The following is a 25,580-nucleotide window of genomic DNA, read 5'->3' as shown; positions in this document are numbered from 1 at the left end:
ACACTGTAACACATGACGACCGACACCACCCCTGCTCCGCTGCCCGGCGGCCTGGGCGAGATGCACCCCCAGCGCTGGGGCGCCCCGACCGCTGCGACCGACCTCCCCGAGAGCGCGCGCGGCCTGGTCGAGATGGCCTTCGGCCTGCACCCCACGCCCGCGGTCGAGACGCCCGCCGTGCCCGCCTCCGCCCTCGGCGAGGCCCCGCTGGCGGCCCTTCGCGACGTGGTCGGCGAGCAGCACGTCCTCCTCGACGACGACGTACGCCGGCTGCGCACCCGCGGGAAGTCCACGCCCGACCTGCTGCGGGCCCGCAGCGGCGACCTGGCCGACGCCCCCGACGCCGTCGTCCGCCCCGGCAGCCACGACGACGTGGCCGCGGTGCTGGCCGTCGCCGTCGAGCACCACCTCGCGGTCGTCCCCTTCGGCGGTGGCACCTGCGTGACCGGCGGCCTCGCCGCGCGTCGTGACGGCTACGCCGGGCTCGTCTCCCTGGACCTGGTGCGGATGAAGCAGCTGCTCGCCGTCGACGAGGAATCGATGACCGCCACTCTCGAGCCGGGCCTGCGCGGCCCCGAGGCCGAGGCGCTGCTGGGCGAGCGCGGCCTGATGCTCGGTCACTTCCCGCAGTCCTTCCAGTTCGCCTCGATCGGCGGCTTCGCCGCGACCCGCTCCAGCGGCCAGTCCTCGGCCGGCTACGGCCGCTTCGACGCGATGGTCGTCGGCCTGCGCGTCGCCACCCCGCGCGGGGAGTGGGTGCTCGGCTCCTCCCCGGCCAACGCCGCCGGCCCCGACCTGCGCCAGCTGGTCCTCGGCTCCGAGGGCGCCTTCGGCGTCATCACCGCCGTCACCGTCCGGGTCCGTCGCCTGCCCGAGGTCAAGGTCTACGAGGGCTGGCGCTGGGACTCCTTCGCCGAGGGCCGCGACGCCATGCGCCACCTCGCCCAGAGCGGCTTGCTGCCCACGGTCCTGCGCCTCTCCGACGAGTCCGAGACCGCGATCAACCTCGCCCGCCCCGACGCCATCGGCGGCGAGAGCGAGTCCGAGGGCGCGTGCCTGATGATCGTCGGCCACGAGGGCACCGCCGCCCAGGTCGCGTCCCGCCGCACGTCCGTCACCGAGGCGCTCACCGCGCTCGGCGGCCGCCCCCAGGGCGAGGGTCCGGGCGAGTCGTGGGCGCACGGACGCTTCGACGCGCCGTACCTCCGCGACTCCCTCCTCGACGTCGGCGTGCTCGTCGAGACCCTGGAGACCGCGACGTTCTGGTCCAACGCCGAGGCGCTGTACGCCGGCGTGAAGCAGGCCCTGGAGTCGCACCTGCCCGGCGCGCTGGTGCTGTGCCACGTCAGCCACGTCTACGAGACCGGCTGCTCGCTGTACTTCACCGTGGCCAGCTCCCAGGGGGAGCAGCCGCTGGAGACCTGGCTGGCCGCGAAGTCCGCCGCCAACGACGCGATCGTCGCCGCCGGCGCGACCATCACCCACCACCACGCGGTCGGCACCGACCACAAGCCGTGGCTCTCCGCCGAGATCGGTGACCTGGGCGCCTCGGTGCTGCGGGCCGTCAAGGCCGACCTCGACCCGACCGGCGTGCTCAACCCGGGGGTGCTCGTCCCGTGAGGTCCTTCTCCTTCCTGGTCAACCCGGCCTCCGGCGGGGGAGCGGCGCCCGACGCCGTCGTCCCCGTCGCGCGGCTGCTGCGCGAGGCGGGCGCGACCGTCGACGTGACCTACTCGCCCGGTCCGCGGGCCACCGACGACCTCGTGCGCGCCGCCGTCGCCCGCGGTGACGTCGTGGTCAGCGTCGGCGGCGACGGGATGCTCTCCCACCTCGCCGGTGCCGTCTCCGAGGCCGGCGGCGTGCTCGGCGTGCTGCCGGCCGGCCGCGGCAACGACTTCGCGCGGATGCTCGGCCTTCCCGGCGAGCCCGACGCGGTCGCGCGGATCCTCCTCGAGGCCCCCGAGCGTCCCGTCGACCTGCTCCGCCTGACCGCCCCGGGCCAGGCGCCCCGGCTGGTCGCCGGGTCGGTCTACTCCGGTGTGGACGCCCGCGCCGCCGAGATCGTCGACGCGATGCGCTGGACGCCCAAGAAGCTGCAGTACCCCCTCGCCGCGATGCGCGCGATCCTGACCTACTCCCCGGGTCGCTTCCGGGTGAGCGTGGACGGCAGCACGCAGGAGTACGCCGCCGCCACGGTCGTGGTCGCCAACTCCGGCTACTACGGCAAGGGCATGCACATCGCCCCCGACGCGGCGGTCGACGACGGTCTGATCGACGTCGTGGTCGTCGAAGCGGCCTCGCGCTCGGCGCTGGTGCGCAGCTTCCCGAAGATCTACGACGGCTCGCACGTGGGGCTCGACGAGGTGCACGTGCTGCGGGGCACCCGCGTGGAGGTCGCGGCCGACGGCGTACGCCCGATCGCGGTGGGAGGTGACGGCGAGCCGCTGGGCACCCTGCCGGCCCTCACGTCGGCGCCCGCGGTCGTCGAGCTGGTCCCGGGGGCCCTACGCGTCCTGTTCTGACCAGGTGGTCCCCCGCTGGGGCTACGGCAGGAGCCACACCAGCAGCTCGGAGTCCACGGCCGGTGTGACCTCCCGCGCGGGCTCGTCGACGAAGCAGAAGGCGTCGCCGGCCTCCAGCGGCTCGGCCAACGACGAGCGCAGCAGCGCACCGCGGGCGACGAAGCAGTGCATCCTCGGTGCCTGCGGCAGCGTGACGGGCCGGTGGGCGGGGAGCCGGCCGACCAGCAGCCGGGCGCCGTCCACCCCCACGGGCAGCCCGGTCTCGACCAGCGTCTCGGCGCCGAGGTCGGGCACCGCGCGCTCGTACCGCGGCTCCGCGCCGGGGTCGTCGGCCGCCAGCCACACCTGCACGAAGCGCGTCGGGCCCTCGCCCGCGAGGGCCATCTCGGAGTGCTCGACCCCGCTGCCGGCCGAGAGCAGGGCCACCTCGCCGGCCCGGAGCACGGTGTCGGTGCCCAGCGAGTCGCGGTGGTGCAGCGCTCCGGAGACGACCCAGGTGACGATCTCGACGCCGGCGTGGCGGTGGGTCTCGAAACCGGTGCCTCCGCGCAGGTGGTGGTCGTCGTGGCAGACCATCGCGCCGAAGCCGGTGCGCTCGGGGTCGTAGTGGTCCCCGAAGGAGAAGGAGTGCCGGGTCTGACGACCGGTGTCGCGGCTGGTGAAGCGCGTGGCACTGCGACGGATCTCGACACTCATGACAGCCATCCTGCCGGGCCGGAGGAGTGACCGCTCGCCGGGGCGGGTCCGCGAAGTCCTGCGCGGGGGCCGCCTCGTCGGCATGATGGAGACTGTGCCCGACCGACCCTCCTTGGCGTTGCCTCCCGGCTTCCGGATCGGGACGGCCACCTCGGCGTACCAGGTCGAGGGTGCGGCGCAGGGGCGTGGGCCGTCGATCTGGGACACCTTCACCGCCGCCCCGGGCGTGGTGAGGGACGGCACCTCGGGCGCGACGGCGTCGGGTCACCTCGACCGCTACGTCGAGGACGTCGGGCTGATGAAGCAGCTCGGCACCAGTGACTACCGCTTCTCGATCTCCTGGCCGCGGGTCCAGCCCGACGGGCGCGGACCCGTCAACCCCGAGGGCCTGGACTTCTACGACCGGCTCGTCGACGAGCTGCTGGCCGCCGGGATCGACCCGATGGCCACGCTCTACCACTGGGACCTGCCCCAGGCGCTCGAGGACGACGGCGGCTGGCTCAATCGCGGCACCGTCGACCGGTTCGAGGAGTACGCCGCGATCGTGGCTGAGCGTCTCGCCGACCGCGTCGCCCACTGGGTGCCGGTCAACGAGCCCAACGTCGCCACGATGTTCGGGTACGCCGTGGGGATCCACGCTCCGGGGCGGCGCCTGATGTTCGACGCGCTGCACGTCTCGCACCACCTGCTGCTCGCCCACGGACGCGGGGCGGTCGCGCTGCGCGCGGCGGGGGCGCAGAGCGTGGGGTGCGCCAACCACCACGCCCCGATGTGGCCGGCGACCGAGGACGAGGCCGACGTCGGGGCCACCAAGCTCTTCGACGCGCTGTGGAACGGGATGTTCCTCGAGCCGATGCTGCTGGGTCGCTACCCGGCCGACCTGCAGCCGCTGCTCGAGGGCCTGGTCCGGGAGGGCGACCTGGCCACGATCCGCCAGCCGCTGGACTTCTACGGCGTCAACTACTTCATGCCGATGCGGGTCGGGGCCGCGCCGGAGGACTCCGAGATGTTCTTCGCGCTCTACGACCTCGTGGGCTACCCCGAGACCGACTTCGGCTGGCCGGTCGTCCCGGACGCGATGCGCGAGTGGCTGATCACCTTCCGGGCCCGCTACCGGGCGGCGCTGCCGCCGCTGGTCGTGACCGAGTGCGGCGCCGCCTACTCCGGGGACCCCGACGCCGACGGTCGCGTCGAGGACGAGGCCCGGATCGACTACCTGCACGGCCACCTCGAGGCGGTCGCGGCCGCGTGCCGCCGCGGCGTGGACGTGCGGGCGCTGTACGTCTGGTCGCTCCTGGACACCTTCGAGTGGACCGAGGGCTACGCCCAGCGGTTCGGGCTGGTGCACGTGGACCCGGCCACCCAGCGGCGTACCCCCAAGAAGTCCTTCCACTGGCTGGCCGGACTCATCGCGTCCCAGAGCCCGTCGGTCGGCTGAGGCTCGTTACGCTGTCGGGCATGGTCGACGCCCCCAGCCCCTCCGCGGGACCGGCTCAGCTCCTCGACACCGCGGCCGGCCGCAGGATCGTCTTCGTCGTCGGCTCGGGCCGCAGCGGCACCAGCACGCTCTCGGGCTCCCTGCAGGCGCTCGGCATGCACGTGCCGCAGCCGGAGGTCGACGCCGACGAGACCAACCCCAAGGGCTTCGGCGAGCCGCAGTGGGTCGTGGACTTCCACGACGAGCTGCTGCGCCGCGCGAACGTCGCGGTCTCCGACGCCCGGCCGTCGGCGTGGTTCGAGGCCGGCAAGCTCAACAACGTCGAGCCCGTGCGGCGGCGGCTGCAGGAGTGGATGGAGCAGCAGTTCGTCGAGGGCGGCCCCGAGCTGGTCGTGAAGGACCCGCGCCTGGCGTGGTTCATGGGGCTGTGGCGCGGGGCGGCGCTGCGCTGCGACGCGCAGCCCGGCTACGTCACGATGCTGCGCCCGGTGACCGAGGTGGTCGGCTCCAAGCAGCGCTACTACGACGCCCGCTTCGGGGAGGTCAACCGCACCGCCGCCTGGGTCAACATGATGCTGCACTGCGAGCGCGCCACCCGTGGCTTCGATCGCGCGTTCGTGCGCTACCACGACCTCCTCGACGACTGGACGGTCCCGGTCTTCGGCCTCGGCCAGCGCTTCGACCTCGACGCCGTGAAGTCGGCGGCGGCCAACGACATCCGCAAGGTGCACGCCTACATCGACCCCTCGCTGCGCCGGGTCCGGCTCACGTGGGACGACCTCGACGTGCCCAAGCGGCTGCGCGAGATCGCCCAGGAGACCTGGGAGGCGCTCGACCAGCTCCCCGACGACGGCGGCGACACCCCCGAGGTCCGGGAGACGCTCGACCAGCTGCGCGAGGCCTACGCGGAGATGTACGAGGAGGCCGCGGCGATCAGCCAGTCCACCGCGCTCGCCTCGCGCCGCGAGGGCTTCGGTGAGGGCGTGCGGTCGACCCAGAAGCGCGGCGTCGAGCGCATCCCGCACTGGGTCCGCGCGCTCGTCCCGGGATTCCTGCGTCGCGGGGCCCGCAGGGCCGTCGGTCGGGAGAGAGGGTGAGCGCGGCGTGAGCCCCGTCCGGGGCGCCGACATCCCCTGCCTCGAGCAGGATCCGGCGTACGACGTGCACTGGCCGTGGCGCGACGGCCCGCTCTCGCAGGGCCTGACCTGCGTGTTCCGCGTCAAGAACGAGGCCCGCAACCTGCCGTGGGTCATCCCGCCGATGCTCGAGGCCGTCCAGCACGTCGTGCTGGTCGACAACCTCTCCGACGACGGCACCCCCGACGTCGCCCGCGAGGCCGCGGCGTCGATCGGCGCGGCCGACCGGCTCGAGGTGCACTCCTACCCCCACCGCGTCTCGCGTGCCGGCACCGAGCACCTCGCCACCCGGCACGACTCGGTGCACTCGCTGACGCACTTCTACAACTGGTCCTTCTCCCACGTCCGCACCGCCTACTCGATGAAGTGGGACGGCGACATGGTGCTGACCACCGAGGGCGTCGGCGTGCTGCGCGACCTGTCCTGGCAGCTGCACGACTCCGGCGCGATCGTGGCGATCCCGCGGCACCCGCTCTGGATCGAGCCCGGCGGGCAGGTGGCCTGGCTCGACCTCGGATTCAAGTTCCTCGAGCCGTGGGTCTACCCCATGGGTCCGGAGTTCACCTTCGTGAAGGCCTTCGAGTGGGAGGTGCGGGAGTTCCCCGAGACCTCCCAGCGCCTCATCGCTCCCGAGGGTCTGTGCGTGGAGCTGAAGTGGCTGGACCAGGACGAGTTCTCCCACTGGTCGGCGATGGACTTCGACGAGTCCCGGGCCCCGCGCAAGCGGCGCGAGTGGCAGGTCTACTCCGCGCTGAAGGAGGGCCGGGGCGAGGAGGTCCAGGGCCTGCACCGCATCGAGGCGCCTCCCGGGGTCCACGTCATCGACTACGTCACCGACACCTGGCTGCCCCACGCCGAGCGTCCCCTGGTGCGCCGGGGCCGCCGCATCGAGTCCTGACCGCCGAGAGGTCGCTCGCGCACGGCCGAGAGGTCGCTGACGCACGGCCGAGAGGTCGCTCGCGCACGGTCAGGTCAACGCTGCCCCGAGCCGGCGCACGACCTCGGCGAGCCGGTCGGCGCTGGTGGCGATGTTGAGCCGCAGGTGGCCGTCCAGCCCCGGGTGGTAGTCGTGCCCGGCCGCGGCCATCACCCCGTGCTCGAGCCCAACGGCGGCCGGGTCGGCGACGTCGTACGCGCGGAGGTCGAGCCAGGCCAGGTACGTCGCCTCGAGCGGTCGCATCCGGGCCTGGGGCAGGTGGGTGGCGAGCAGGTCGGCCAGGTCCTCGCGCAGCACGTCGAGACGCTGGCGCAGGGTGAGCAGCCACAGGTCGGAGTTGCGCCACGCAGCGGTGCCGGCCAGGATGCCGAGCCCGGTGTAGCCGTGGTTGGCCTCGAACGGGATCCCGCGGATCGCCTCCTGGTCGTCCTCGCGCAGGGTGATGACGTGCGCGGCCTTGAGACCCGGGGTGTTGAACGACTTGGTGTGGCTGGTGACGACGATGCCGTCGGGGTCGACGGTCAGGTAGGGGGCGAACCCAGCACCCGGGAGCACCAGCGGGGCGTGGATCTCGTCGGCCACGACGCGCGCGCCGTACTCCGCGGCGAGGTCGCGGACCGCCTCCAGCTCCGCGCGGGTGAAGACCCGGCCCCAGGGGTTGTGCGGCGTGCACAGCAGCAGGGTGCGCGCGCCCGCCTCGAAGTGGGCGCGCACGGCCGCCAGGTCGAGGGCGGCGGTCTCGGCGTCCGGGTCGAGCTCGACGTACGCCGCCTCGCGACCGGCCAGCGACACGATCGTCCGGAAGGGCGGGTAGCAGGGCAGCGGCACCACGACGGGTCCCGGCGGGCACAGGTGCTCCAGCACCAGCCGCATGCCGGTGATGACGTCGCCGGTGAGGGTCGACGCACCGGCCGGCACCTGCCAGCCCCAGTGCCGCTCGGCGAAGCCCGCGAACGCCTCCTCGAGCCCGGTGACCATCGGGTGGTCGAACGGCGGGTAGCCGAGCATGCCCCTGCCCACGGCGGCGTTGACCGCCGCCGAGATCGCGGGTGCCGGGGCGTAGTCCATCTCCGCGACCCACGCGGGGATCGTGCCCTCCGGGGCGCGGCCCCACTTCAGCGGCAGCGCGGCCCGGGCCTCGGCGTCGGTGTAGTCGCGGATCACCCCGCCGACGGTAGCCCCGACCCGGGTGGTCGAGCAGCGAGCGTCAGCGAGCGGGCGTCGAGACCCTTCCGGTGAGGGGGGTCTCGACGCTCGCCTCGTCGCTGGCGCTCCTCGGCTGCTCGACCACCGGAGGATCAGAGGGCGGCGGCCACCCGGGTGCCCTGCTCGATCGCGCGCTTGGCGTCCAGCTCGGCGGCGACGTCCGCGCCGCCGATGAGGTGCGCGGAGTCGTGGGTGAGGCCGTCGAAGACCGAGCGCACCGACTCCTGGCCGGCGCAGACGACCACGTGGTCGACGAGCAGCTCGTGCTGTTCCCCGTCGACGGAGTACTGCAGCACCACGCCCTCAGGATGGTCCACCACGGCGGTGTAGCTGGCGCCGGAGACCTTGGTGACGCCCGCCTGCTTCAGCACCGCACGGTGCGCCCAGCCCGAGGTCTTGCCGAGGTTCTTGCCGATCACCGAGGTCTTGCGCTGCAGCAGCGTCACCTCGCGAGCGGCGGTGCGGGGCTTGGCCTCGGTGAGGCCGCCGGGGTGGATCGCCGGGTCGCCGACACCCCAGACCTCCATGAAGTCGTCGTGCTCGTCGTGGGTCAGCCAGTGCGACACGTCGACGCCGATGCCGCCGGCGCCGATGACGGCCACCCGGTGGCCCGGCACGACGCGGCCGGCCAGCACGTCGGCGTACGACACGACGCGCTCGTGGTCCGCGCCGGGCAGGTCGAGCACGCGTGGCTCCACGCCGGTCGCGACGACGACGTCGTCGAAGCCGGCCAGGTCGTCGGGAGCGGCGTACGTCGAGAGGCGCACGTCCACGCCGAGCACCTCGAGCCGGCGGGTGAAGTAGCGCAGCGTCTCGGCGAACTCCTCCTTGCCGGGCACCGCCATCGCCAGCCGGAACTGGCCGCCGATCTCCGGCGAGGCCTCGAAGAGCGTGACCGCGTGGCCGCGCTCGGCAGCGCTGACGGCGGCCGACAGTCCGGCCGGGCCGGCGCCGACGACGGCGACGGACCGCTTGGTGCGGGTGGGGGAGAGGACCAGCGTGGTCTCGCGACCGGCCCGCGGGTTGACCAGGCAGGACGCCAACTTGTTCTGGAACACGTGGTCCAGGCACGCCTGGTTGCAGGCGATGCAGGTGTTGATCTCGTCGGCGCGGTCCTCGGCGGCCTTGTTCACGAAGAACGGGTCGGCCAGCAGCGGCCGGGCCATCGAGACCAGGTCGGCGGTGCCGTCGGCCAGCACCTGCTCGGCGAGCTCGGGGGTGTTGATCCGGTTGGACGCGCAGACCGGCACCGACACCTGGGCCTTGAGCCGCGCGGTCGCCGAGAGCCAGGCGCCGCGGGGGACCTGGGTGATGATCGTGGGCACCCGCGCCTCGTGCCAGCCGATGCCGGTGTTGAGCACGGTGGCGCCGGCCTCGACGAGCCGGTGCGCGAGCTCGAGCACCTCGTCCCAGGTCTGGCCGCCCTCGACCAGGTCGAGCAGCGAGATGCGGTACATGATCGGCAGGTCGGGCCCGACCAGCTCGCGCGTACGCCGCACGACCTCGACCGGGAAGCGCATCCGCTTCTCCGCGCTGCCGCCCCACGCGTCGGTGCGGTCGTTGGTGCGCGCGGCGAGGAACTGGTTGATGAGGTAGCCCTCGGAGCCCATCACCTCGATGGCGTCGTAGCCGGCGCGCTGCGCGAGCGCTGCGGTGCGGGCGAACGCCGTGGCGGTCTTGTCGACGCCCTTGGTCGAGAGCGCCGAGGGCTTGAACGGGGTGATCGGGCTCTTGCGGCCCGACGCCGACACCGAGATCGGGGTGTAGCCGTAGCGGCCGGCGTGCAGCACCTGCAGCGCGATGGCGCCGCCGTGCTCGTGCACCGCACCGGTCACCGCCTTGTGCCGCTCGGCCTGCAGCCGGGTGCGCAGCTCGGAGGCGAACGGCTTGAGCCACCCGCGACGGGTCGGGGCGTATCCGCCGGTGACGATCAGGCCGGTGCCGCCCTTGGCCCGCTCACCGACGTACGCCGCCAGCTTGGGGATGTCCCACGGGGCGTCCTCGAGGCCGGTGTGCATGGAGCCCATGACGACGCGGTTGCGCAGGGTCAGGTTCCCGAGCGTCAGCGGGCTGAGCAGGTGCGGGTAGGGGGAGTGGTCGTTCACTGGTGAGCCTCCAGGTACTCGGTGAGCCAGGTGATCCAGGTCTGCTCCATCAGCACCCCGCCGCGCAGGACGAGGTACTGGTCGAGCTCGAGGCTCGGCCCCGAGGAGAGCAGGGTGGTCGGGTCGGGGTAGTCGCGCTTCATCAGCTGCTCGTAGTGGTCGAGCCGCACGTGGTGGTCGGCGAGGTTGGCGCGCACCACGTCGAGGACGGCCTCGCGGTCACCGAAGGACGCGGCGCGCATCTTCACGGCGAGCTCCGAGCGCAGGGACTGGGTGTCGGTGGGCTGGGCCAGCCAGTCGGCCAGCGCCGCGCGACCGAGCTCGGTGACGGCGTACACCTTCTTGTCGGGGCGGCCCTCCTGGGCCACGGCCTCGACGCTGACCCAGCCGTCGCCGTCCATGCGCCCGAGCACCCGGTAGATCTGCTGGTGCGTGGCGCTCCAGAAGAAGCCGATCGAACGACCGAACCGCTTGGTCAGGTCGAGGCCGGAAGCAGGCTGCTCGCACAGGGCGACCAGCAGGGCGTGCTCGAGGGCCATGGGCAGCATCGTGCCGCACCTATGCAACGAGTTGCAATGACCGGGCGGTGTGGTGCCGGTCTCGCCGTGGCCGCGGTGCGGACGCCGGTGATCCGCAAGACCCTACGATCGGCGTATGCGCCGCACCCTCGCCTCCGCCGCCGTCCTCGCACTCGGGGCGATGGCCCTGACCGCCTGTGCCCCCGTCGAGGAGGCGTCCGACCCGGCCGCCGCCCCCAGCGCGCCGGCCGACGACCTGGACCCCGCGAGCTGCGTCACCGACGAGATGCTCCTGGAGCCCGGTGTGCTCACCGTCGGCACCGACTCCCCGGCCTACGAGCCGTGGTTCGTCGACAACGACCCCACCAACGGGGAGGGCTACGAGAGCGCTGTCGCCTACGAGGTCGCCGACCGCCTCGGCTTCTCCGAGGACCAGGTCACCTGGGTGAAGGTCCCCTTCAACACCTCATACGCGCCCGGCGCGAAGGAGTTCGACCTCGACATCAACCAGATCTCGATCACTCCGAAGCGGGCCGAGGTCGTGGACTTCTCCGAGGGCTACTACCAGGCCGCGCAGGCCGTGATCGCCCTCGACGGGACCGCCGGTGCAGAGGCCACCAGCCTGGACGACCTCGCCGCCCTGCGGCTCGGTGCCCAGACGGGCACCACCTCGCTGACGGCGATCCGCGACATCATCGCGCCCACGGAGGACCCGGCCGTCTTCGAGGACACCAACGCCGCGAAGCAGGCGTTGGTCAACGACCAGGTCGACGCGATCCTGGCCGACCTGCCCACCGCGTTCTACATCTCCGCCGTGGAGATCGAGGACAGCGTGATCGTCGGGCAGTTCCAGCCCGACACCGGCGACCAGGAGGAGTTCGGGATGCTCTTCGAGAAGGGCTCCCCGCTGGTCCCCTGCGTGGACGCCGCGCTCCTCGCGATGCGCGAGGACGGCGCGCTGGAGGCCATCGAGACCGAGTGGCTCTCCGACGTCGTCGACGTCCCCGAGCTCCAGTAGTGGGCCCCGCCGGCGGCTGGACCCCCAGCGACCACGAGCTGGGCCGCCGCGAGGTCCGTCGCCGTCAGCGGCGGCGCTCCCTGCTGGTCTCCACCGGCACCACCGTGGTCGTCCTCGGGCTGCTGCTCCTCGGGCTCCTCGCCGCGCCCGGGTGGCCGCGGGTGCAGGCGCTGTTCTTCTCCTGGGAGGACGCTCGCGAGTCGTTCCCGGCGATCCTCGACGGGATCTGGCTCAACATCCGGCTCTTCGTCCTGTGCCAGCTGGCGATCCTGCCACTGGCCCTCCTGATCGCCGTCTCGCGCGGCACGCGGTCTCCCTGGCTCGCGCCGGTGCGGGTCGTGGCCGTCACCTACACCGACGTGGTGCGCGGCATCCCCACGATCCTGCTGGTGGTGCTGCTGGGGTTCGGGGTCCCGGCGCTGCAGCTGGAGGGGCTCACCAACGACCGGACCTTCTGGGCCGGTGTCGCCCTGGTGATCTCCTACTCCGCCTACGTCGCGGAGGTGTTCCGGGCCGGGATCGACTCCGTCCACCCCTCGCAGGTGGCCAGCGCCCAGGCCCTCGGCCTGGGCCACGTGCGCACGCTGCGCCACGTGGTGGTGCCGCAGGCGGTGCGCCGCGTCGTCCCGCCGCTGCTCAACGACTTCGTCTCGCTGCAGAAGGACACGGCGCTGGTCTCCGCGGTCGGGGTCTTCGACGCCGTCTACACCGCGCGGGACTACGGCGCCTACAACTTCAACTACACCCCGCTCGTGGTGGTCGCGGCGTTCTTCGTCGCGATGACGGTGCCGCTGGCGCGGCTCACCGACTGGTTGCAGCGGCGCCTGGTCGAGCGCGAGAGGGCGGGGGCACGATGAGTGGGTTGCTGGAGGTCCGCGGCCTGCGCAAGGCGTACGGCGAGCGCCTGGTCCTCGATGACGTCTCCCTGAGCGTGGCCGCCGGTGACGTCGTGTGCCTGATCGGCTCCTCGGGGTCCGGCAAGTCCACGCTGCTGCGCTGCCTGGACCTGCTCGAGCCCGTCGACGACGGCACCATCCATCTCGACGGCGTGGAGATCACCGACCCGGAGGTGGACCTGCGCGCGGTTCGTCGCCGGATGGGCATGGTCTTCCAGGCCTACAACCTCTTCCCGCACCTGACGATCCTGGAGAACTGCACGCTCGCGCCGCGACGAGCCCACGGCGTGGGTCGTCGCGAGGCCCGGGACCGGGCCCTGGACCTGCTGGGTCGCTTCGGGCTGGCCGAGCACGTGGACAAGCACCCCGACCGGCTCTCGGGTGGCCAGCAGCAGCGCGCCGCCGTCGTACGAGCCCTGTGCACGCAGCCGACCCTGCTGCTGCTCGACGAGATCACCGCCGCGCTCGACCCCGAGCTGGTGGGTGAGGTGCTCGACATCGTCCGCGACCTCGCCGCGGGCGGGACGACCATGGTGCTGGCCACTCACGAGATGGCCTTCGCCCGGGAGGTGGCGACCACCGTGTGCTTCCTGGAGGGCGGCCGCATCCTCGAGCAGGGTCCGCCCGACCGGATCTTCACCCGCCCCGGGCAGGAGCGCACCCGCGCCTTCCTGCGCCGCGTGCTCCCATCCTGAACGCCCCGTCGCACGATGACAGTTTTGCTGTCATGATCGCGCCCATGAGTATCGAGCTGGGTCAGGGCACGGGTCCGCTGAAGGGCGTCAAGGTCGTCGAGATCGCGGGCATCGGGCCCGGCCCGCACGCCTGCATGCTGCTGGCCGACCTCGGGGCCGACGTGATCCGCGTGGACCGGCCCGGCGGCCAGGCGATGACGGGCGGCTCGCACGACCTGCTCAACCGCGGTCGCCCCAGCGTGGCCCTCAACCTCAAGGATCCCGAGGCCGTCGCCACGGTGCTCGACCTCGTCGAGGGGGCGGACGTGCTGATCGAGGGCATGCGCCCCGGCGTCGCGGAGCGGCTCGGCTTCGGCCCCGAGCAGTGCCACGAGCGCAACCCGCGCCTGGTCTACGGGCGAATGACCGGGTGGGGCCAGGACGGTCCGCTGGCCACCGCCGCCGGTCACGACATGAACTACATCGCGATCACCGGCACCCTCTTCGGCCTCGGCCAGGACAAGGGCCGCCCGCACTTCCCGGCCAACCTGGTCGGCGACTTCGGCGGCGGCTCGACGTACCTCGTCATCGGCATCCTCGCCGCGCTGCTCGAGGCGAAGGTCTCGGGCCGGGGCCAGGTCATCGACGCCGCGATCGTCGACGGCACCGCCAGCCTCAACGCGATGACCGCCGCCTTCCTGCACGCGGGCACCTTCCGCGAGGAGCGTGCGGCCAACCTGCTCGACGGCGGCGCCCCGTTCTACGACGTCTACGAGACCTCCGACGGGCGGCACATGAGCGTCGGGGCGCTGGAGCCGCAGTTCTTCGCCGAGCTGGTGCGCCTGCTCGACCTCGGCGACCGCTGCCCGGGGCAGATGGAGTTCGACCGCTTCGACGAGATGCGCGCCCTCTTCGCCGAGACCTTCAAGCAGCGCACGCAGGCCGAGTGGGTCGAGCTCTTCGAGGGCACCGACGCCTGTGTCGCCGGGATCATCCCGATGAGCGAGGCCAAGGACCACCCGCACATGGCGGCGCGCCAGGTGTTCGTCGAGAAGGACGGCGTCGTGCAGCCGCAGCCGGCGCCGCGCTTCTCCCGCACGCCGGCCACGCTGGGCCTCCCGCCGTCGGCCAAGGCCGGCATCCACACCCGTGAGGCGCTCGCCGCGTGGGGCGTGGAGGACGTCGACGGTCTCATCGAGCGGGGTGCGGCCGTCCAGGCCTAGGTTCCTTCTTAGGCTTGCCCGCGTGCGGCCCTTCCTCTTCCTCGGCACGCGCGCCGAGGACCGCGCCGCCGACGGTGAGTACGACGCCGTCCTCCGCTTCTCAGGGCTCGAGGAGTCCGAGTGCCGGCGGGTGCGGCTGGAGCGCGACTCGCTCACCGACGTGCTCGGCGAGGTCGACCTCGACGACTGGTCCGGGGTCATCCTCGGGGGCGGTCCGTTCAACGTCTCCGACCCCGAGGAGCTGAAGTCGCCGGCGCAGCTGCGTGCCGAGGCCGAGCTCCGGGCGCTGGCGCTGCAGGTGATCGAGACCGACACCGCGTTCCTGGGCTGCTGCTACGGCATCGGCACCCTCGGAGGGCTGCTGGGCGGCCTGGTCGACCGGACCTACGGCGAACCGATCGGGGCGCTGCCGATCACGCTGACCGACGCCGGGCGCGAGGACCCGCTCCTCGGCGTGCTGCCGGCGACCTTCGACGCCTTCCTCGGTCACAAGGAGGCCGTCCACACGCTCCCTCGGGGCGCGGTGCTGCTCGCCTCCTCGGCCACCTGTCCTGTGCAGGCGTTCCGCCTGGGCTCGCGGGTCTACGCGACCCAGTTCCACCCCGAGCTCGACAACGACGGGCTGGTGACCCGGATCGAGGTCTACCGCCACTACGGATACTTCGAGCCCGCCGGCGCCAGTGCCCTCATCGACTCCGCGCGCGCCGCCCGGGTCACCGAGCCGCCCCGCCTGCTCGCCCGTTTCGTGGAGCTCTTCGCGCGCTGAGGACGGTGGTCGAGCAGCGAGCGCCAGCGAGCGCGCGTCGAGACTGCCGGGCTGAGGCGGTTGGTCTCGACGCCCGTTCGTCGCTGGCGCTCCTCACTGCTCGACCACCCAGCCCGCCTAATGAACATCTGTCAATAGCGCCGGTTCTCGGCTACCGTCACCCCATGAGCCAGACCCAGCCCGAGCACGTCGACGTCCTGGTGGTGGGGGCCGGCCTGTCCGGCATCGGCGCCGCCGCCCAGCTGCGCAGCCGCCACCCCGGCCGCACCGTCGCGGTGCTCGAGGCCCGCGAGAGCCTCGGTGGCACGTGGGACCTGTTCCGCTACCCCGGCATCCGCTCGGACTCCGACATGTTCACCTTCGGCTACCGCTGGCGCCCCTGGCCCAGCGACACCTCGCTGGCCGACGGTCCGCTGATCCTCGACTACCTCCGCACGGTCGCGGAGGAGTACGGCGTCGACGAGCTGATCCGCTACCGGCACAAGGTCGTCGCGGCTGCCTGGGACTCCACCGACCAGCGGTGGACCGTGACCGTCGAGGTCTCGACAGGCTCGACCGGCGGGGAGTCGGAGACCAGGACGATCACGACGGGGCTGCTGTGGGGCTGCTCGGGCTACTACGACTACGACACCGGTCACGCGCCGGAGTTCCCCGGGGCCGAGCGGTTCCAGGGCGAGATCGTGCACCCGCAGTTCTGGCCCGAGGACCTCGACCACACGGGCAAGAAGGTCGTGGTCATAGGGTCGGGCGCCACCGCGATCACGCTGGTGCCCGCGATGGCCGGCGAGACCGAGCACGTCACGATGCTGCAGCGCTCACCGACGTACGTCCTGAACCGCCCGGCCCGTGACCCACTGGCCCGCAAGCTGGCCAGGCTGCCGGAGCAGGTGCGCTACCCGGTCGTGCGCTGGGCCAACATCCTGATGCAGGTCGGGTCCTACCAGGCGTTCCAGAAGTGGCCCGCGTGGGCGCGGAAGTACATCCGCAGCCAGACGGTGAAGCTCGTCCCCGACCACGTCGACGTCGACACCCACTTCAACCCCAGCTACGACCCGTGGGACCAGCGCCTGTGCGTCGTGCCGAACGCCGACCTGTTCAAGGCGCTGCGCAGCGGCGGCGCGAGCATCGTCACCGACACCATCGAGACCTTCGACGAGACCGGCATCCGGCTCACCTCCGGCGAGCACCTCGACGCCGACGTGATCGTCACCGCCACCGGGCTCAAGCTCAAGCCGTTCGGTGGCTTCACGATGACCGTCGACGGCGCGGAGGTGAAGCTGCACGACACGATGGCCTACAAGGCGCTGATGCTCTCCGACGTGCCGAACTTCGTGTTCACCATCGGTTACACCAACGCCTCCTGGACCCTCAAGGCCGACCTGGTCAGCGACTTCGTCTGCCGGATGCTCGACCACCTCGACCGCACCGGTCAGCGGTCCTTCGTGCCGCGCCGCGACCAGGGCGTGGGGGAGCGGCCCTTCATGGACTTCCAGTCCGGCTACGTCCTGCGTGCGCTGGATGACCTGCCCGTGCAGGGTGACCGCGCGCCGTGGCTGCTCAAGCAGAACTACCTCGTCGACGTACGCCACATCCGTCGCGGCGAGCTCGACGACGGGGTGCTGGAGTTCGCCTGAGGTGCCATGCCTGAGGTGCCATGCCTGAGGTGCCGCGCCTGAGGGACCATCATCACCGCCGTACGACGCCGGCAAACCCACCCCGGCGGGCGGACCCGCCGGGGTGAACAGCCAGTGCGTCAGGCCGGGTTCCATGGAGGGGAAAGCTCATCCGAGGCACCTCTCGAAAGGGGAATCCATGGGACTGGACGACAAGCTGTCCAACAAGGCCGAGGAGCTGAAGGGCCAGGGCAAGGAGGCCTACGGCGACGCGGCCAACGACGACGAGATGAAGGCCGAGGGCAAGGGCGACCAGGCCTCGGCGGCCGTCAAGGACGCCGGTGAGAAGGTCAAGGACGCCGGCAAGAAGCTCAAGGACGGGCTCACGTGAGTCGTGCCACTCCTGGCACCGACCGTTAGGCCGACCGGGCTGCTCCCCGTACGCTGGGGAGCAGCCCGTTCCGGTCTCGCCCCGGGCTCCAGAGTCGGCCACCGCGCCGCTCCCCTCCCTCCTGGGAGGCACGTCCGCACCGCACCCGTTGCCGCGGACGACCTGGTGGGACACCCTGCAGTGAGAGATCCCTTGTCCAACCCTTCTTCGACCCCTTCGTCGACCCTGCCCTCCTTCGCCGACCTGGGCCTGCCCGCCGACCTGGCGGCCGTCCTCGCGAAGCGCGGCATCACCACCCCGACCCCGATCCAGGCGGCCACGCTGCCCGACTCGCTCGCCGGCCGGGACGTCCTCGGCCGCGGCCGGACCGGCTCCGGCAAGACCTTCGCCTTCCTGCTGCCGCTCGTCGCCCGCCTCGCCGGCGGACGCTCGGCTGCCTCCACGCGGCCCCGTGCGCTGGTCCTCGTGCCGACGCGCGAGCTGGCCCAGCAGGTCCAGGAGTCCCTGGTCCCGCTCGCCGAGGCCGCCGGCCTCACCAGCCGCACCGTCTTCGGCGGCGTCGGCCAGAACCCCCAGGTCCAGGCGCTGCGCAAGGGGGTGGACGTCCTCATCGCCTGCCCCGGCCGCCTCGAGGACCTCATCGGCCAGGGGCACTGCCGCCTCGATGCCATCGAGATCAGCGTGCTCGACGAGGCCGACCACATGGCCGACCTCGGCTTCCTCCCGGCCGTCCGCCGGCTGCTCAACGCGACGCCCAAGGGCGGGCAGCGCCTGCTCTTCTCCGCGACCCTCGACAAGGCCGTCGACGTGCTGGTCAAGCAGTTCCTCGACCAGCCCGTGACCCACGAGGCCGACTCGCCGCAGTCGCCGGTGAAGAAGATGGACCACCACGTCCTGCGGCTCGCCCGCGAGCACCGGCTGCCCACCCTGGTCGACCTGACCAGCGCGCCGGGCCGCACGGTCGTCTTCACCCGCACCAAGCACGGCGCGAAGGCGCTGACCCGGCAGCTCAACAAGGCCGGCGTGCCGACCGTCGAGCTGCACGGCAACCTCGGTCAGGGCGCCCGCACCCGCAACATGGAGGCCTTCCACTCCGGCCGGGCCACCACCCTGGTCGCGACCGACATCGCGGCGCGCGGCATCCACGTGGACGACGTCTCCCTCGTCGTCCACGCCGACCCGCCGGCCGAGCACAAGGCCTACCTGCACCGCTCGGGCCGTACGGCGCGGGCCGGCTCCGCCGGCACCGTCGTCACCCTCAGCACCCCCGAGCAGGACCGTGACGTGCGCGACCTCGCCCGGGCCGCGGGCATCAAGCCGCGCATCACCGTGCTCGAGGGCCCGGGGCACCCCGTGCTCACCGAGCTCGCGCCCGGAGAGCGGGTGCTCGTGCCCGGAGGCCTCGTGCTCACCCCGCCCACCCAGCGCTCCGGGAGCGAGGGCTCGGGCGGCAGTGCCGGCAACGGCGCCGCCAAGCGCACGCCGCAGGGTTCCGGCGGCGGCCGCTCCCGGTCGCGCCGGGGACGCGGTGGCTCCGGCTCCGGGCAGGCCAAGCAGGGCGGGGGCCAGGCCGGCCAGCGCTCGGGTCAGCGCTCGGGCCAGCGCTCGGGCCAGCGCTCGGGCCAGACCCGCCAAGGCGGCGGATCCACCGGCGGACGCGCCCAGGGCGTCGGTCAGAAGTCCCGCCACAGTGCGGCGTCCTTCAGCGCGAAGGCGCGCTGACCCGGGACGCGCACCCAGGAGCAGGAGGAGATCGCCATGAGGTCGCAGGTGCGTCGCGCTCTGTGGGACATGGTCCCGCGGGACCATCGCGAGTCGCCCCGGGCGCTGCGGCGCCGACAGCTCGTGGTGATCGCCTTCGTCCTGGTGGGGGCGGTGGTGCTCGGCTTCTCGCTGCGCACCGAGCCGGGCTCGACCCAGTTCTACGTCTTCACCCTGGTGATGGCCGCGCTCTGGACCGTGGGTGCCTTCGCATCCGGCCCGCTGCACCTGGGCCGGATCGCGTTGCGCGACGCCCACGTCCGCCCCGTGCTCACGCCCTTCGTGGTGGGGGCCGTGATGGTCGGTATCTTCACCGCGGGCGGCCTGCTGGTGCGCTCGCTGTCGTTCCTGGACCCGCTCACCGAGCAGATCCGCGACGTCCTGGCCTACACCGGCGAGAGCACGCTGTGGGTGTTGGCGCTCATCACGGCCGTCAACGGCGTCGCCGAGGAGCTGTTCTTCCGCGGCGCGGCGTACGCCGCTGTGCCGAAGCACCCGGTGACCGTCACGACCATCGCCTACACCATCGCCACGATGGCGACGGGCAACCTGATGCTGAGCTTCGCCGCGGTGCTCCTCGGCGTCGTCGTCGGGTTGGAGCGGCGGGCGTCCGGCGGCATCCTGGCCCCGATCATCACGCACCTGACCTGGTCGCTGTCGATGCTCGTCCTGCTGCCGTTGATCTTCCTCTGAGCGAGGTCAGTCGATCGGGCGCTCCTGGTCCAACCGGTCGACGATCAGCTGCCGGTCGCGGCGGAAGGTACGCAGCAGCGACGGTGTCGTCTCCCACGGCGCCTGGACCGACGGGTCCCGGTAGGCGCCCAGCGCCAGCGCCTCGCTGACCGTGACACGCAGGCGGATGCGGACGGCGACGTCGATGCGTCCCGCCGGCGTCACCACGGGCTCGATCTGGGCGAGGTGGAGGGCGCCGTCGAGGTCCTCGACGACGACCCGGGCCCCCAGGCAGGCGGTCGGGTCGTGGTGGGCGACGTCCCGGGCGGGGATCGGCTCCCCGTCCTGCGAGACCAGCCACGCCGTGCTGCGTCGTACCTGCACCAGCTCCATCGCAAGACCTCCTCATCGCGGTGTCGAACGACGATGACAGCCCCGCCGACAACGATGTGTGAACGGCTTCACCCAGCACGTGGGGATCTTGTGAAGACGGCGGCACGCAACCGTTTGCGCGCGTCCTGACCTGCGAAGAAGGCATGAAGATGAAGCCAGCGCCCTGTTCTCGCGGGTCCCCCGGGGTCACTGTGTAGACGAGGGCGGGCGTGGAGACGGTCCACGTCGAGCGGTGCAGGGACTGAGGGGACACAGTCATGGGACGGAGTGCGGTGCTCGTCGTCGACGACGACGACGACTTCCGCGCCCTGGTACGCCTGCACCTGGTGGCCTCGGGCTTCGAGGTCGTCGAGGCCGACTCCGGTGAGGGAGCACTGGACCTGGTCGATGCCTCCCCGCCCGCCCTCGTCCTCTCCGACCTGCGCATGGGCGGCATGGACGGCGCCGAGGTGCGAAGGCGGCTGTCGCGCAGTCACCCAGACCTCCCCGTGTGCGTCTGGTCGGCCCTGCCCACGACCGAGCCGTCGGTGATGCGCAAGGGACTCAAGGCCCTGGAGACGGTCATCGCCGAGCACCGGGAGCGACTCACGCGCGGCGAAGCCCGGCGAGCCGACCCCGCGTGACCTGACGCCCGCCTCCGCTGGTCCTCTGTCGGTCGCCGCGGTGAGGGCCGGCCGCTCGTCACGCCCGCACCTGCGAGGATGGTCGCGACCGACCAGGAGGTGAGCGTGAAGCCGACGCGGCGTACGCCGGTGGTCGTGGGACTGCTCAGCGTAGGAGTGACCCTGCTGGGGTTGCTGGTCCTCCTCGGCTGGCTCACCGGTGACGAGACCATCACCCGGCTCTTCCCCGTGCTGGTCGCGATGCAGCCGGCCACCGCCCTCGACTTCGTGCTGCTCGGGCTGGCGACGCTGCTGTTGCACTGCGGATGGGCGCGCGACCGGGTGCCGAAGGTGGTGGCGCTGCTGGCGGTCCTCTCGGTCGTGGTCGTCGCGGGGACCGGTCTGGTGACCGAGCTGGCCGGGTGGAGCTACCCGATCACGATCCTGGGCGACATGAGCCAGAACGAGGGCCGGATGTCGGGCATCACTGCCGTCGCCCACCTGGTCATCGCCTTCTCGCTGCTCGCCACGGTGGCGGGGCGCACGTTGGTCGCCCACAGTGCGGGCGTGCTGGCGCTCACCATCGGGCTGGTGGGCCTGTCCGGCTACGCGTTCGGACCCAGCGACCTCTACGACGTCGGCTACTTCCAGACCCTGGCGCTCCACACCGCGCTCGGCATCGCCCTGCTGGGCATGGCCCTGGTCTCCGGCAGCGGCGAGGTCGGACTGACCAAGCTGGCCCGCTCGCGCACCCTGGGGGGCCGTCTGGCACGCACCTTGCTGCCCGCGGTGCTCGTGATCCCCACCGTGCTGGGCTGGGTCGGGCTCTGGATGATGCGCAACGACTTCGGGCCCGGCTTCGTGATGGCGCTCTATGCCACGAGCGTGGCCCTCCTCACCGGCGCGCTGGTCTGGTTGTCGGGCGTGCGCCTGACCACCGCCGACGTACGCCGCAGCGAGGCCGAGGAGGCGAGGGAGGTCGCCGACCGGGCGCTGGCCGAGCTGCGGGTCGCCTCGGAGGAGCTGCGCCTGGCCAATCGGGACCTGCGTGACTTCACTGCGGCTGCGGCGCACGACCTGCGCGGACCGTTGAGCGCCGTGGTCCTCGGCGTGCAGATGCTGCATGCCGAGGGCGACCCCGCGCACGAACGCATCCTGGAGCGGATCGATGCCGCTGCCGTGCGCGGCATGACGCTGATCGACGACCTCCTGGAGTTCGGGCAGGTCCCCGTCGAGGTGGCTCGTCTGGACCTGGCCCCGCTGGTGCAAGAGATCGTCTCCGGGGTGCAGGAGTCGTCGGGACGACCGGTCCGACTCGAGGCCGGCCCGTGGTCACCCGTGCGAGCAGATGCCCGCCTCGTGCGCCGGCTGCTGACCAACCTGATCGGCAACGCCGTGAAGTACACCCAGGGCGAGGGACCCGTGGACGTCTCCGTGGGGACGGTGACGACCCCCGAGGGACGCATCCTGGTGCACGTCGCCGACCGCGGCATCACGATCCCCGAGACCGAGCGGGACCTGGTCTTCGAGATCTTCAAGCGCGGGGAGTCCGGCGCGCGCCACGCGACCGGCAACGGTGTGGGGCTGGCGGTCTGCCGCCGCATCGTCGAGCGGCACGGTGGCGAGATCTCGATCGTGGACCGTGACGGATGGTCCAAGAGCTTCGAGCTCACCCTCCCGGCAGCGGATGTCGCGCCGCGCCAGGAACCATCGATCCCGCAGGGGAGGCGACGTCAGGCCTGGTCGTCCTCGGCCAAGGCTCGACCGACCGCTTCGGCGTAGGTCAGCGGCTCGCCCGGCACCACGTCCCGGATGCTGTGGTCGGTCTGGAGGACCTCGGTGCCCATCGACTCGATGAGGTTGCCCGCCGTGGTGGCGTCCACGCCGGTGACCAGCTTGATCCACCACTCGCTGAGCATGGGGGTGCCGACCGGGACCTGGAGGATGGGGACCCGGCGCCCGTGCATCACCTCGCCGGCCTGCTGCAGCATCCCCTTGTAGGAGAGCTGGTCGGCGCCACCGACCTCGAAGACGCGTCCCTTGGCCTGCTCGTTGCCGATGACGCCCACGAGGTAGCGGATGACGTCGTCCACGGCGATCGGCTGGGTGCGCGTCGAGGCCCAGCGCGGCACGACCATGGCGGGCAGGTTCTTCACCAGCTCGCGGGTCATGTCCCACGAGACGCCGCCGGCGCCCACCACGATGGCGGCGCGCAGCACCGTCACCGGGACACCCGCCTCGCCGAGCAGCCGCTCGACCTCGCGCCGGGAGCGCAGGTGGGGCGAGAGGTCCTCCCCGTCCTTGCCGAGGCCGCCGAGGTAGACGATCTGCCCGACGCCCTGGGCGGCGGCGGCCAGCCCGAAGGCAGAGGCCGCCTCGGCGTCCTTGCGCTCGAAGTCCTGGTCGTCCAGGGAGTGCACGAGGTAGATCGCGGCGTCGACGCCCTCCAGCGGCTCGGCGAGCGAGCCGGGGTCGAAGACGTCGCCGCGGACGGGGGTGCCGGGCCCGTCGTAGGACTCCGGGCGGCGGGTCATCGCCCGCACCTCGTGCCCGGCCTCGAGGAGTGCAGGCACCAGACGGGCGCCGATGAAGCCGGTGGCCCCGGTGACGAGAACGCGCATACCCATGTCCTGAGCGTAGGTGGCGCGTCGCCCGGCCGGGTCACCCGACAGCGCTAGCCCAGAGGGCGACGAAGGCGACGCTAGGCTGGGTCAACACCGGCACGGGTCGCCGGGAGCGTCTCACCAGGAGGGTACCCAGGTGGCGTTGATCGTGGTCGTCGAGGACGACCCTGATGTCTCCAGGCTGCTCAGCGCGGTCCTCGTGGACGCGGGTCACGAGGTCCACGTGGCCGTGGACGGTGAGCAGGGGGTCGCGCTGGTCCAGCAGGTCCGGCCCGACCTGGCCCTGGTGGACGTCGGGCTCCCCGGGACCCTCGACGGGTTCGAGGTGACCCGTCGGATCCGCGCGGACGCGGCCGTCGCCGACGTACCCGTCTGGGCGCTGACCGCGCACTCCCGTGCCGAGGACCGCGAGCGAGGGGCCCAGGCGGGCGTCTCGGACTACCTCGTCAAGCCCGACGGCATCGTCGACCTGCTCCCGCGCATCGAGGCGCTGCTGGGATGACGCCCGCATCGATGGACGGCCCCGAGCCGGTGAAGGCACTGGTCGTGGACGACGACCTGCAGCTGCAGGCCGCCCTGCGCCAGATGCTGTCCAGGGCGGGTCTCGACGTCGCCGGCGCCGCGGACAAGGGCGAGGCCCTGTCGACCGCTGCCGCCTCCGCGCCGGACGTCGTGGTGCTGGACCTGTCGCTGCCCGACGGCGACGGGATCGAGGTGCTCGCCGAGCTGCGCACCTGGTCCGACGTCCCGGTGCTCGTGCTCACCGGTGCCACCGACCCGCGCCGGATGCTGGCCGCCTTCGAGGCCGGCGCCGACGACTACCTCCGCAAGCCCTTCGGTCCCGACGAGCTGCTCGCCCGGCTGCGGGCGCTGCTGCGCCGACCCCGCCGCGGCGAGGAGGAGTCCGCGCAGCGCACCTACGGGGCGCTGGAGATCGACCTCGCTGCCCGCACGGTGTCCGTGGCCGGCGAGCGCGTGCACCTCACGCCGACCGAGTGGCGGATCCTCGGCGCCCTGGTGGCGAACCCGGGCAAGCTGCTCACGCACCGCTGGATGCTCGCCGAGGTCTGGGACGGCAGCCACGGGGACGAGACCCGGGCCGCGCTGCGCGCCCACCTGCGCACCCTGCGCGCCAAGATCGGCGACGACGCCAGTGCCCCGCGCTACATCGCCACCGAGAGCGGCGCCGGCTACCGCTGGACCGCGGTGGAGGGTGAGCAGCCGGAGTCGGGGGTCGAGTCGGCAGGGCGGTCGGCAGGGCAGCCTGCAGCGGGCGACGAGACGGTCACCGACGTCGCCGCCCTCGTGCACGACCTCAACAACGCGCTGACCGCAGCGCGGCTCGCGGTGGCACTCGCACGCACCCGGGTGGCCAGGCTGGCCGGTGACGACGCTCCCGAGGACCCGGACGGGGGTGCGACGACGCCGCTCGACGACGCCGTCGACCAGCTCGAGCGGGTGGGGCGCCTGGCGTTGCGGATCGAGGCCACCGTGCGCGGCGAGAGCCCGGAGGAGGACGAGGGCTGAGTCGCGCTCGGGGCGCTCGGGCTACTTCGAGCCGCGCTCGGCCCGGGCGCGGATGCGCTCGCGGCGGGTCTCGTCCATGGCCTGCTCGTAGGCGCTGACCAGGCTGGCGATCGAGAGCGGCTTGATCCGCTCCACCACCTCGCGGATGGTCTCCGCCGACGCCCCGGCCTCCTTGTACGCCGGCCAGACCTGGGTCCGGAACAGCTCGTTGAGCTCCTCGGCCACCTCGCGACCGTGCCGGGCGTAGACCTCGGCGGCGGCCACCGCCGTCTCGGTGGGGAAGCCGAGGTCGATCAGCCCGACCCCGACCGCGAGCTGGGTCGGGGTGACCGCCCACCTGTCCTCGCCCGCACCGTGGACGATCCCGAGGGCGCCGAGCAGCTGCAGGTCGTCGGGGGTCAGCGTGCGGCCGGCGCGGGCGGCGAGCTCCTCGGTGGTCAGCTCCACCACCGCCTCCGCCTGCCACGGCGCGAGCATCGTGCGGTGCAGGGCGATCTGCTCCGGCGTGGCGTCCTCGGGCACGGCCGCGAGGTACTTCTCGATCGCCGAGAGCGTGAAGCCGTGGCTCTGCAGCTCGCGGACCAGCTCGAGCCGGGAGACGTGATCGGGGGTGTAGAAGCCCGACCGACCCCGGCGGATCGGCGGTGGCACCAGGCCCTTGGAGGTGTAGAAGCGGACGTTGCGGACGCTCATGCCGACCCTCGTGGTCAGCTCCTCGAGGGTTAGCAGCTCCTCCGGCTTGGCCTCGGCCGAGCCAGGAGAGGGAGCGGGAGAGGGGGTCGAGCCCGTCGCGCCCGCGTCCGACGTGGTGCCCATCACACCCCTTCCGGTGCGGTCCGGTCCTTGACGACAGTGACAGTAA

General features: G+C 72.5%; 25 protein-coding genes. 18 read left to right on the top strand and 7 right to left on the bottom strand.

Features of this window, described 5'->3' with window-relative positions:
- The first annotated feature begins 12 nt into the window (after positions 1 to 12).
- Positions 13 to 1,620, top strand: coding sequence for an FAD-binding oxidoreductase (locus A6R01_RS17960; RefSeq protein ID WP_292608941.1), 1,608 nt, complete (start codon positions 13 to 15; stop codon positions 1,618 to 1,620).
- Positions 1,617 to 2,522, top strand: coding sequence for a diacylglycerol kinase family protein (locus A6R01_RS17955; RefSeq protein ID WP_292608939.1), 906 nt, complete (start codon positions 1,617 to 1,619; stop codon positions 2,520 to 2,522). The genes A6R01_RS17960 and A6R01_RS17955 overlap by 4 nt, the downstream gene beginning before the upstream one ends.
- Positions 2,523 to 2,543: 21 nt before the next feature.
- Here the strand turns inward: A6R01_RS17955 and A6R01_RS17950 are convergent, their stop codons facing one another.
- Positions 2,544 to 3,218 (bottom strand): pirin family protein, encoded by a 675-nt coding sequence (locus A6R01_RS17950; protein ID WP_292608934.1) that lies wholly within the window; start codon positions 3,216 to 3,218, stop codon positions 2,544 to 2,546.
- 85 nt (positions 3,219 to 3,303) lie between these two features.
- Here A6R01_RS17950 and A6R01_RS17945 point away from each other — a divergent pair, with 85 nt between their 5' ends.
- Genes A6R01_RS17945 through A6R01_RS17935 form a run of 3 tightly spaced genes read left to right on the top strand, consistent with a single transcriptional unit; the run spans position 3,304 to position 6,690 of the window.
- Positions 3,304 to 4,656 carry a GH1 family beta-glucosidase gene (locus A6R01_RS17945; protein WP_292609088.1) on the top strand — a complete coding sequence of 451 codons (1,353 nt, stop codon included), beginning with the start codon at positions 3,304 to 3,306 and terminating at the stop codon, positions 4,654 to 4,656.
- A gap of 20 nt (positions 4,657 to 4,676) precedes the next feature.
- Complete coding sequence (locus A6R01_RS17940) at positions 4,677 to 5,753, top strand: sulfotransferase family protein (protein ID WP_292608931.1); 1,077 nt, start codon at positions 4,677 to 4,679, stop codon at positions 5,751 to 5,753.
- A gap of 7 nt (positions 5,754 to 5,760) precedes the next feature.
- Positions 5,761 to 6,690, top strand: coding sequence for a hypothetical protein (locus tag A6R01_RS17935; RefSeq protein WP_292608928.1), 930 nt, complete (start codon positions 5,761 to 5,763; stop codon positions 6,688 to 6,690).
- A 69-nt stretch (positions 6,691 to 6,759) separates the two neighbouring features.
- Here A6R01_RS17935 and A6R01_RS17930 read toward each other — a convergent pair whose 3' ends face one another.
- From A6R01_RS17930 to A6R01_RS17920, 3 genes are all read right to left on the bottom strand, one after another.
- Entirely contained in the window at positions 6,760 to 7,893 is a 1,134-nt protein-coding gene (locus A6R01_RS17930) for an aminotransferase class I/II-fold pyridoxal phosphate-dependent enzyme (RefSeq protein ID WP_292608925.1), read from the bottom strand.
- A 134-nt stretch (positions 7,894 to 8,027) separates the two neighbouring features.
- Positions 8,028 to 10,040, bottom strand: a complete 2,013-nt coding sequence (locus tag A6R01_RS17925) for an NADPH-dependent 2,4-dienoyl-CoA reductase (protein ID WP_292608922.1) — start codon at positions 10,038 to 10,040, stop codon at positions 8,028 to 8,030.
- Positions 10,037 to 10,579, bottom strand: a complete 543-nt coding sequence (locus tag A6R01_RS17920; RefSeq protein ID WP_292608920.1) for a PadR family transcriptional regulator — start codon at positions 10,577 to 10,579, stop codon at positions 10,037 to 10,039. The genes A6R01_RS17925 and A6R01_RS17920 overlap by 4 nt, the downstream gene beginning before the upstream one ends.
- A gap of 115 nt (positions 10,580 to 10,694) precedes the next feature.
- Between A6R01_RS17920 and A6R01_RS17915 the strand changes: the two genes are divergently transcribed.
- The 9 genes from A6R01_RS17915 (at position 10,695) to A6R01_RS17875 (ending at position 19,593) form a co-directional block, all read left to right on the top strand.
- On the top strand, positions 10,695 to 11,576 hold the full coding sequence (locus A6R01_RS17915) for an ABC transporter substrate-binding protein (RefSeq protein WP_292608917.1): 882 nt from the start codon (positions 10,695 to 10,697) through the stop codon (positions 11,574 to 11,576).
- On the top strand, positions 11,576 to 12,433 hold the full coding sequence (locus A6R01_RS17910; protein WP_292608914.1) for an amino acid ABC transporter permease: 858 nt from the start codon (positions 11,576 to 11,578) through the stop codon (positions 12,431 to 12,433). Before A6R01_RS17915 ends, A6R01_RS17910 begins: the two co-directional genes overlap by 1 nt.
- Positions 12,430 to 13,167, top strand: coding sequence for an amino acid ABC transporter ATP-binding protein (locus A6R01_RS17905; protein WP_292608911.1), 738 nt, complete (start codon positions 12,430 to 12,432; stop codon positions 13,165 to 13,167). Before A6R01_RS17910 ends, A6R01_RS17905 begins: the two co-directional genes overlap by 4 nt.
- A 44-nt stretch (positions 13,168 to 13,211) precedes the next feature.
- Positions 13,212 to 14,369, top strand: a complete 1,158-nt coding sequence (locus A6R01_RS17900; RefSeq protein WP_292608909.1) for a CaiB/BaiF CoA-transferase family protein — start codon at positions 13,212 to 13,214, stop codon at positions 14,367 to 14,369.
- A 22-nt stretch (positions 14,370 to 14,391) separates the two neighbouring features.
- Positions 14,392 to 15,135, top strand: coding sequence for a glutamine amidotransferase (locus A6R01_RS17895; protein ID WP_292608906.1), 744 nt, complete (start codon positions 14,392 to 14,394; stop codon positions 15,133 to 15,135).
- A gap of 164 nt (positions 15,136 to 15,299) precedes the next feature.
- Positions 15,300 to 16,769 carry an NAD(P)/FAD-dependent oxidoreductase gene (locus A6R01_RS17890; RefSeq protein ID WP_292608904.1) on the top strand — a complete coding sequence of 490 codons (1,470 nt, stop codon included), beginning with the start codon at positions 15,300 to 15,302 and terminating at the stop codon, positions 16,767 to 16,769.
- A 178-nt stretch (positions 16,770 to 16,947) separates the two neighbouring features.
- The gene (locus tag A6R01_RS17885) at positions 16,948 to 17,139 is read left to right on the top strand and encodes a CsbD family protein (protein WP_292608902.1); all 192 of its coding nucleotides are present in this window, start codon (positions 16,948 to 16,950) and stop codon (positions 17,137 to 17,139) included.
- A 192-nt stretch (positions 17,140 to 17,331) separates the two neighbouring features.
- A complete protein-coding gene (locus tag A6R01_RS17880; RefSeq protein ID WP_292608899.1) occupies positions 17,332 to 18,861 on the top strand; it encodes a DEAD/DEAH box helicase in 1,530 nt (509 codons plus the stop codon).
- Between the two features lie 36 nt (positions 18,862 to 18,897).
- A complete protein-coding gene (locus A6R01_RS17875) occupies positions 18,898 to 19,593 on the top strand; it encodes a type II CAAX endopeptidase family protein (protein WP_292608897.1) in 696 nt (231 codons plus the stop codon).
- A gap of 6 nt (positions 19,594 to 19,599) precedes the next feature.
- On the opposite strand, the gene A6R01_RS17870 is transcribed toward A6R01_RS17875, so the two are convergent.
- Positions 19,600 to 19,965 carry a hypothetical protein gene (locus A6R01_RS17870; protein ID WP_292608894.1) on the bottom strand — a complete coding sequence of 122 codons (366 nt, stop codon included), beginning with the start codon at positions 19,963 to 19,965 and terminating at the stop codon, positions 19,600 to 19,602.
- Between the two features lie 257 nt (positions 19,966 to 20,222).
- Between A6R01_RS17870 and A6R01_RS17865 the strand changes: the two genes are divergently transcribed.
- Entirely contained in the window at positions 20,223 to 20,588 is a 366-nt protein-coding gene (locus A6R01_RS17865) for a response regulator (RefSeq protein ID WP_292608891.1), read from the top strand.
- A 105-nt stretch (positions 20,589 to 20,693) separates the two neighbouring features.
- The gene (locus tag A6R01_RS17860; RefSeq protein WP_292608888.1) at positions 20,694 to 22,349 is read left to right on the top strand and encodes a HAMP domain-containing sensor histidine kinase; all 1,656 of its coding nucleotides are present in this window, start codon (positions 20,694 to 20,696) and stop codon (positions 22,347 to 22,349) included.
- Here A6R01_RS17860 and A6R01_RS17855 read toward each other — a convergent pair.
- Complete coding sequence (locus A6R01_RS17855; protein ID WP_292608886.1) at positions 22,301 to 23,194, bottom strand: NAD(P)H-binding protein; 894 nt, start codon at positions 23,192 to 23,194, stop codon at positions 22,301 to 22,303. The genes A6R01_RS17860 and A6R01_RS17855 overlap by 49 nt on opposite strands.
- A 133-nt stretch (positions 23,195 to 23,327) precedes the next feature.
- On the opposite strand from A6R01_RS17855, the gene A6R01_RS17850 reads away from it, so the two are divergent.
- Positions 23,328 to 23,693, top strand: a complete 366-nt coding sequence (locus tag A6R01_RS17850; RefSeq protein ID WP_292608883.1) for a response regulator — start codon at positions 23,328 to 23,330, stop codon at positions 23,691 to 23,693.
- Positions 23,690 to 24,718, top strand: coding sequence for a response regulator transcription factor (locus A6R01_RS17845; RefSeq protein WP_292608880.1), 1,029 nt, complete (start codon positions 23,690 to 23,692; stop codon positions 24,716 to 24,718). Before A6R01_RS17850 ends, A6R01_RS17845 begins: the two co-directional genes overlap by 4 nt.
- A 21-nt stretch (positions 24,719 to 24,739) precedes the next feature.
- Here the strand turns inward: A6R01_RS17845 and A6R01_RS17840 are convergent, their stop codons facing one another.
- Complete coding sequence (locus A6R01_RS17840; RefSeq protein ID WP_292608877.1) at positions 24,740 to 25,534, bottom strand: MerR family transcriptional regulator; 795 nt, start codon at positions 25,532 to 25,534, stop codon at positions 24,740 to 24,742.
- Positions 25,535 to 25,580 lie beyond the last annotated feature (46 nt).

This window comes from Nocardioides sp. REDSEA-S30_B4 (genome assembly GCF_001627265.1).
Classification (GTDB): Bacteria; Actinomycetota; Actinomycetes; order Propionibacteriales; family Nocardioidaceae; genus Nocardioides.
The sequence above is the reverse complement of the archived record's forward strand: the minus strand, read 5'-3'. Positions and strand labels throughout refer to the sequence as shown.

What these genes read in the sequence shown, in the direction of transcription:
- A6R01_RS17960 (WP_292608941.1), top strand. Translation starts at nt 13, where the DNA reads ATGACGACCGACACCACCCCTGCTCCGCTGCCCGGCGGCCTGGGCGAG.
- A6R01_RS17950 (WP_292608934.1), bottom strand. Translation starts at nt 3,218, where the DNA reads ATGAGTGTCGAGATCCGTCGCAGTGCCACGCGCTTCACCAGCCGCGAC.
- A6R01_RS17945 (WP_292609088.1), top strand. Translation starts at nt 3,304, where the DNA reads ATGGAGACTGTGCCCGACCGACCCTCCTTGGCGTTGCCTCCCGGCTTC.
- A6R01_RS17940 (WP_292608931.1), top strand. Translation starts at nt 4,677, where the DNA reads ATGGTCGACGCCCCCAGCCCCTCCGCGGGACCGGCTCAGCTCCTCGAC.
- A6R01_RS17920 (WP_292608920.1), bottom strand. Translation starts at nt 10,579, where the DNA reads ATGGCCCTCGAGCACGCCCTGCTGGTCGCCCTGTGCGAGCAGCCTGCT.
- A6R01_RS17915 (WP_292608917.1), top strand. Translation starts at nt 10,695, where the DNA reads ATGCGCCGCACCCTCGCCTCCGCCGCCGTCCTCGCACTCGGGGCGATG.
- A6R01_RS17905 (WP_292608911.1), top strand. Translation starts at nt 12,430, where the DNA reads ATGAGTGGGTTGCTGGAGGTCCGCGGCCTGCGCAAGGCGTACGGCGAG.
- A6R01_RS17900 (WP_292608909.1), top strand. Translation starts at nt 13,212, where the DNA reads ATGAGTATCGAGCTGGGTCAGGGCACGGGTCCGCTGAAGGGCGTCAAG.
- A6R01_RS17890 (WP_292608904.1), top strand. Translation starts at nt 15,300, where the DNA reads ATGAGCCAGACCCAGCCCGAGCACGTCGACGTCCTGGTGGTGGGGGCC.
- A6R01_RS17885 (WP_292608902.1), top strand. Translation starts at nt 16,948, where the DNA reads ATGGGACTGGACGACAAGCTGTCCAACAAGGCCGAGGAGCTGAAGGGC.
- A6R01_RS17875 (WP_292608897.1), top strand. Translation starts at nt 18,898, where the DNA reads ATGAGGTCGCAGGTGCGTCGCGCTCTGTGGGACATGGTCCCGCGGGAC.
- A6R01_RS17870 (WP_292608894.1), bottom strand. Translation starts at nt 19,965, where the DNA reads ATGGAGCTGGTGCAGGTACGACGCAGCACGGCGTGGCTGGTCTCGCAG.
- A6R01_RS17865 (WP_292608891.1), top strand. Translation starts at nt 20,223, where the DNA reads ATGGGACGGAGTGCGGTGCTCGTCGTCGACGACGACGACGACTTCCGC.
- A6R01_RS17855 (WP_292608886.1), bottom strand. Translation starts at nt 23,194, where the DNA reads ATGGGTATGCGCGTTCTCGTCACCGGGGCCACCGGCTTCATCGGCGCC.
- A6R01_RS17845 (WP_292608880.1), top strand. Translation starts at nt 23,690, where the DNA reads ATGACGCCCGCATCGATGGACGGCCCCGAGCCGGTGAAGGCACTGGTC.
- A6R01_RS17840 (WP_292608877.1), bottom strand. Translation starts at nt 25,534, where the DNA reads ATGGGCACCACGTCGGACGCGGGCGCGACGGGCTCGACCCCCTCTCCC.